Source organism: Fulvivirga sp. M361 (assembly GCF_007097395.1).
Lineage (GTDB): Bacteria > Bacteroidota > Bacteroidia > Cytophagales > Cyclobacteriaceae > Fulvivirga.
Genome location: NZ_VKDC01000076.1, coordinates 1 through 5,570 on the forward strand (window position 1 = coordinate 1; position 5,570 = coordinate 5,570).

The 5,570-nt window shown below is 40.2% G+C and carries 4 protein-coding genes; all 4 read left to right on the top strand.

Going from position 1 to position 5,570, the window contains the following annotated elements:
- Nucleotides 1-872: 872 nt before the first annotated feature.
- The 4 genes from FNH22_RS31455 (at nucleotide 873) to FNH22_RS31470 (ending at nucleotide 5,364) form a co-directional block, all read left to right on the top strand.
- Nucleotides 873-2,603: an RHS repeat-associated core domain-containing protein gene (locus FNH22_RS31455; RefSeq protein ID WP_255518208.1), complete on the top strand. Its 1,731-nt coding sequence runs from the start codon at nucleotides 873-875 to the stop codon at nucleotides 2,601-2,603.
- A 475-nt stretch (nucleotides 2,604-3,078) separates the two neighbouring features.
- Complete coding sequence (locus tag FNH22_RS31460; RefSeq protein ID WP_255518209.1) at nucleotides 3,079-3,972, top strand: RHS repeat-associated core domain-containing protein; 894 nt, start codon at nucleotides 3,079-3,081, stop codon at nucleotides 3,970-3,972.
- An 11-nt stretch (nucleotides 3,973-3,983) separates the two neighbouring features.
- Complete coding sequence (locus FNH22_RS31465) at nucleotides 3,984-4,505, top strand: hypothetical protein (protein ID WP_143402512.1); 522 nt, start codon at nucleotides 3,984-3,986, stop codon at nucleotides 4,503-4,505.
- A gap of 604 nt (nucleotides 4,506-5,109) precedes the next feature.
- Nucleotides 5,110-5,364 (top strand): DUF433 domain-containing protein, encoded by a 255-nt coding sequence (locus FNH22_RS31470; protein WP_143402513.1) that lies wholly within the window; start codon nucleotides 5,110-5,112, stop codon nucleotides 5,362-5,364.
- Nucleotides 5,365-5,570 lie beyond the last annotated feature (206 nt).

Here is a 5,570-nt window from a genome sequence, read left to right on the forward strand (position 1 = left end):
ATGAGATTGTACAGAACGGTTTTTGCTTTTGTACAAGGTGAAAATATTTTTTTAAAAATGTTGTACAAGGTTGTACAATCTCAAAAAGAAAAAAATAAAATGTTGTACAAACTAGTCGCACATCAGTTTTTGTAGCTGGTGTGAAATCATGTGTGTTCTTTATCGTTTAGGTTGTCTTGAATGATTTTGCACCAGTTACAAAAGCCTTCCAAGCCCTCTGATTGCCTTGCTATGAACCACAAACTGGCAGGGCGCTGGTAAGGACATGCTATCTCTTCCTTTAAAATCGGAGCCGAAAGCTACCTCGTTTATCTCCGCACCTGGTTACCGCATCCCGAACGAAGCCGGCAGAAGTAGGTAAAAGCAGGGTGAGTAAAAAAGCAAGGGCGTAGTGTAACGAAGCTTGTATACCCTTGCTTTTTTCTTCGGGGAGTAAGTACGGAGCTTTGCCGTCTGGCGTGCCTGAGGGAGGGCGTAAGGTGCGGATTAACTCATGCTGTGGCTACAGGTGACGGGTTGGCCGGAGCGGTTGACCTGTAGGGAGAACAGCAAATGAAAGTAGAGAAGTACAGGAGCTGGGGCAAGTGGGAGAGATGGAGTGGGAAGCTGCTGTACTGAACGACTGAATGCGATATCCCCTTTGTGCGACATTGAGAGCACTATCAGAAGTATCTAAGGGGTATCCGTATCAATTTTTCCAACTAGCCCTGTACCTGAGCAAATGAGTAAACTTTACAAATTTTCCAACTAAATTAGATTTTTTTAAAGAAGGGAGTCTCTAGAAAAAGAGAAATCAAGCGCAGGAATTGGCCGATAATAGAAAGTATATCTGATATGTTTTCCATAGGCCAAATATAATAAAAACGAGTATCTTGACCCTTTCAATGGGCTGTTTAAAACTATCATATAATTATGAGCCAGAGGCTTTAGGAAAAACGAGTGTTTTTTTGGGAGTGAGCTATGGAAAAAGTGAGAGCGTTGAAAAAAAGTGTACAGACTACTATGCAGGCGGCTCGGTCGCGAGAAGGGCCAATACACCGAATAGTTATTTTGAATCACCCACTGATACAGTAAAAAGGAACTTCGGACAATATTACCGCTGGGGTTTTCAGGGACAGTTTGCAGAAGAGGATAGTGAAACGGGTTGGAATAGTTTCGAGCTTAGGATGTATNATAATTATGAGCCAGAGGCTTTAGGAAAAACGAGTGTTTTTTTGGGAGTGAGCTATGGAAAAAGTGAGAGCGTTGAAAAAAAGTGTACAGACTACTATGCAGGCGGCTCGGTCGCGAGAAGGGCCAATACTCCGAATAGTTACTTTGAGGGGCCAGATAAAGTAATCTGGCAGGAGTTGCTCAGGGAAGATTTTAATGGAGGTAGTGCGGCTGGCTGGGTGACTTCTACGGGAGCTGCTGCCACTGTTGAAAATGGGCAGCTGGCCGGAGTAATAACTACAGGCAGTTCGGGAGGCGGTCCTCCTCCAGGAGGTGGCCCCCCACGGAATAGCAGTGTGCTTGGCCGTTCCATAGCAACAGAAGGTTCGGTGCGTTATCGTATAAGTGCAGATGTTATTTTCCCTTCAGGGTTTAATGGATCAGTTTACGTATCGTTAGAGGATGCAGCTTCCGGTCAGCTAGCAGAGCAGCAGGTTACCTCGGCAGGTACGGTTGCCCTTACCTTTACGGCTGTAGGCAGTTCCACGTCCTTATCCTTTGTTCCGGCTCCTGCTTCTTCGGGGACTTTTTATGTGGATAATGTAGTTATAGATCAGGCCGAAGGCTCAGGCCCGGTTAACGAAGGGGTATTCGGACAGTACTATCGTTGGGGCTTTCAAGGACAGTTTAGCGAGGAAGATTCAGAAACCAACTGGAACTCTTTTGAAGCTAGAATGTATGATCCGGTTATTGGGAGGTGGATGACTACTGATCCAGCCAGACAATATGCAAGCCCATACATTGGAATGGGAAATAATCCAATAAGAGGTGTTGATCCTGATGGAGAGAGGGTTCTTTTTTGGACTAGAGCACAAGCAACTAAAGCTATGCTAAATATCAATGCGATTTTTAAAGCCAAATTCGGCATTGAAAATGCCGTTACTATAAAAGAAAAGTTAGTTAAGAAAAGATTTTATGCGAATTGGTGGGATAGATTGTTAGGAAATAAAACTGAAGAATTGACGCCTGGATACTTCTTGGAATTTGCTTCCAATGCTGACATTTCAAAACTAGATGAAAAATCGCAATTTATAGTACAGTCTTTCCAAGATCTCCTAGAAGCAAATACAAATATTGAAGGTGCAATAGTTCACCCAAATACTCCGACAGGCAAAGGCAATATAACAGTAGGCCAAGCGAAGGGCTTCACTTTTAATTCAAGGCAATTTGCAGTACCCAGTGATCTGCCAGATTTTGATCCCGGTAGAATCAATTTTAATATAGGTTCACAAATACTCCATGAGCTATTGTTTCATATTAGCCCGGCAGGCCAATACTTCAACTCAAATGATCTTTATAGGCGAACGGGAGGTAGATCTGGCAACAGTCATCCTAATGGCAATAATCAAAATGATAAAGTACCAGTAAGAACACCACGATTTAGACATTAATGAGCGATGAACTATAAGAAGCTACTATTATTTTTAGGATTCCTATTCGTCATACAAACTACCACATATTTCTTTTTCTCGGGTAGTGCTGTACATCCAGTACTTTTAGCTAACCAAGAGCTTCATGTTGCGGGACAAGAGGATTACATTACGCTGATTTTTTCTGAGGGAAATGGCAAATCTGATAAACATAAAAATACTTTACTACAACCGAATGACACACTGCACTATCTGAATTTCTATGAGAATTTCTATCAGAAGGTAGAAATAATTACCTCAATGAAATATTATGATAAATTAATTTATAGACCTGGATACATAAATTGTAATATCAAGTTTACTTTTTTCTTTCCCGGATACTGTGAAATTGGGGAATATGTAACTACTTATAGAAACGATGAATTATATCTTGAAACATGGGACTCGCAATATATCTGGATTTTGTTCAAATGGTTTAAATTAGAAAGAAATAATACTGGTATTTCATGAGTACTTTAGACAATACTACCGCTTTGGTAGTGTTGCGAGACGGGCTAATACTCCGAATAGTTATTTTGAGGGGCCTTCGGATACGGCTAAACGGAATTTTGGGCAATATTATCGCTATGGGTTCCAGTCTGGTTTTTCAGAAGAGGATTCAGAGACGGGCTGGAACAGTTTTGAACTGAGAAACTACGACCCTGTTATAGGGCGATGGATGGCAACTGATCCTGCAAGGCAACACGCAAGTCCTTACCTCTCTTTTAGTAATAATCCTATCAATAGGGTTGATCCTGACGGAGGTTTTGATTGGTATACTGATACTGATGGTAATTTACGTTACGATGAGAATGTTACTAGTCAAGCTGATGTTGATGCTTTAGGAGGCGGTCAGTATATTGATGAATCATTTTCTGATGGTATTAATGCTTACATGCCAGGAGGTGGGATTATGAATTTGGAAACGGGTCAGTTTAGTCCTACAAATTTTGTAGCATCATTTACTGAACCTCTTTATGGTAGATCATCAATTGAAGGGTATGATTATGTTGCAGCTGTTACAACGTTAAATAGCAATGCAGAGTCCTGTCCAGTAGGTTATTGTGCAAAGTACGTGAGGTTAGCACTTGAGGGTGGTGGGTTAAGCACATCTGGTCGTCCAGGTTCGGCCAAAGATTATGATACTTTTTTACCAGCCTTAGGGTTTAAAGAAGTGCCAACAGCAAATTATCAGCCAATGACTGGAGATATTGTGGTTATGCAAGCGATTGGCAATCATGTTCACGGTCATATCCAAATGTATAATGGAGAAAAGTGGGTGTCAGATTATACTCAAAATGGATTTTATCCTTACACAACTAGTAGACCTACTTTTCAAGTATTTAGATAAACTGATTAGATATGAAATATTTAGTATTCGGATTATTAACAATCCTGTTGTCATGCTCTCAGGGTACTCGCAAAAGTGATAATCAAAGTAAACAGGCAGATAATATTGACATAAAACAAGATTCGGTGAGATCATTGGAAGACAGTCCAGAGATGGTTGAAAATGAGCTTGATACTATAGCTACTACAGAGAGCGGTGAGATCTTTATCAAGGGTTTTTATGAGGAATACTTATCTTCAATAGATAATGGAACTAGTGATGAAGTAAAGTTAGAGTTTTGCACACCTGAACTGATCACGAAGTTATCTGAGAATGATTTAAGTTATGATCCATTTATTAATGCTCAGGATTTTGATGAAAGCCTATTAAAAACACTTGATGTTAAGAAGTCGGATGCACCACAAGGATATTATGTAGCATCTTACGCTGGGTACAGAAATAAGAAAGTATACATTGCTATGAGTTTAGAACAACTTGAGGGAGGGTACAAAATCAGTGATGTAGTTTTAAGTTTTGAGCCAGAAAAGAATTGACATGTTCTAAATAGTTGGTATCTACAGATCTTGCCAGCTCGGGTAAGAAGTAGGATGAAAGCCCTAACTATTCCTCGTTTTTTCAACAAGGGTTAAGGAGTGTTAGAAACGAAAGAGCCAGCATTTACCATGCGGCTTACCACCAACGCAAGTTAACCATTGAATAAATTCAGTTCCTCAGATCAACGCATATCAGACAAAAAGATCAAGTATTTTTAATACAGTTTCCCACCAACGAAAATCAACTATTAAAAAAATCAAACGCATAAAATTGCGTATTTTTGCATTGAATCCTGTTAGTTTGAAATATAGTTATCTTCTTCTTTTACTGGTCTCTTATCCGCTGTTATACGGACAAGATCCTGCTGTACTGGATAGCCTGAAAAATCGTGCTCAGTTTTCTCCGGATTCGATGGAAAATATCTCTCACTAGTCCGCGTCTGTGCCGCGGATTACCGGATATAAATTGGTAAAAATTCCAGCATTTATAATGCGGGTATTGAGTAGCCTTTTGGCTAAAAAGCATACTCTAACTAATCCTCATCGAAAAACGAGGATTAGGGAGTGTTTAAAATGAAAGGGCCTATACAAAACACAAATTCGTATGAAAAGTGTTATCTTAATACAGGTAATGAGTAATCAGTTATTAACGATATCGCCGGAAGTCTTAGGAGGTACTCCTGTATTTTTTAATACACGAGTGCCGGTCAAGAACCTGTTTGACTACTTGAAGGGGGGAGATAGCTTGAAAGATTTTTTAACCGACTTTCCTTCCGTGAGCAAAGAACAAGCCCTAAAAGTCCTATCGTTAGCAGAAAACATACTCACCATTAATCCTGCTAATGAAGCTGCTGCTTGACGAAAACTTACCAGTCCGTTTAAAATACAGGTTTAGTTCTACCATTTCGGTAAGAACCGTTAGTGATGAATCGTGGAACTCTGTATCCCTTCGGTGTTGGGCGTATTGCTGTATGCTTTCTGAATAGTGATTTTTGTTCACAAAAAGAGCGATGAGCAAGGAATCTAAGATGTTTGAGTTGATGAAGGAGTGGGAGTCAAGTGGCC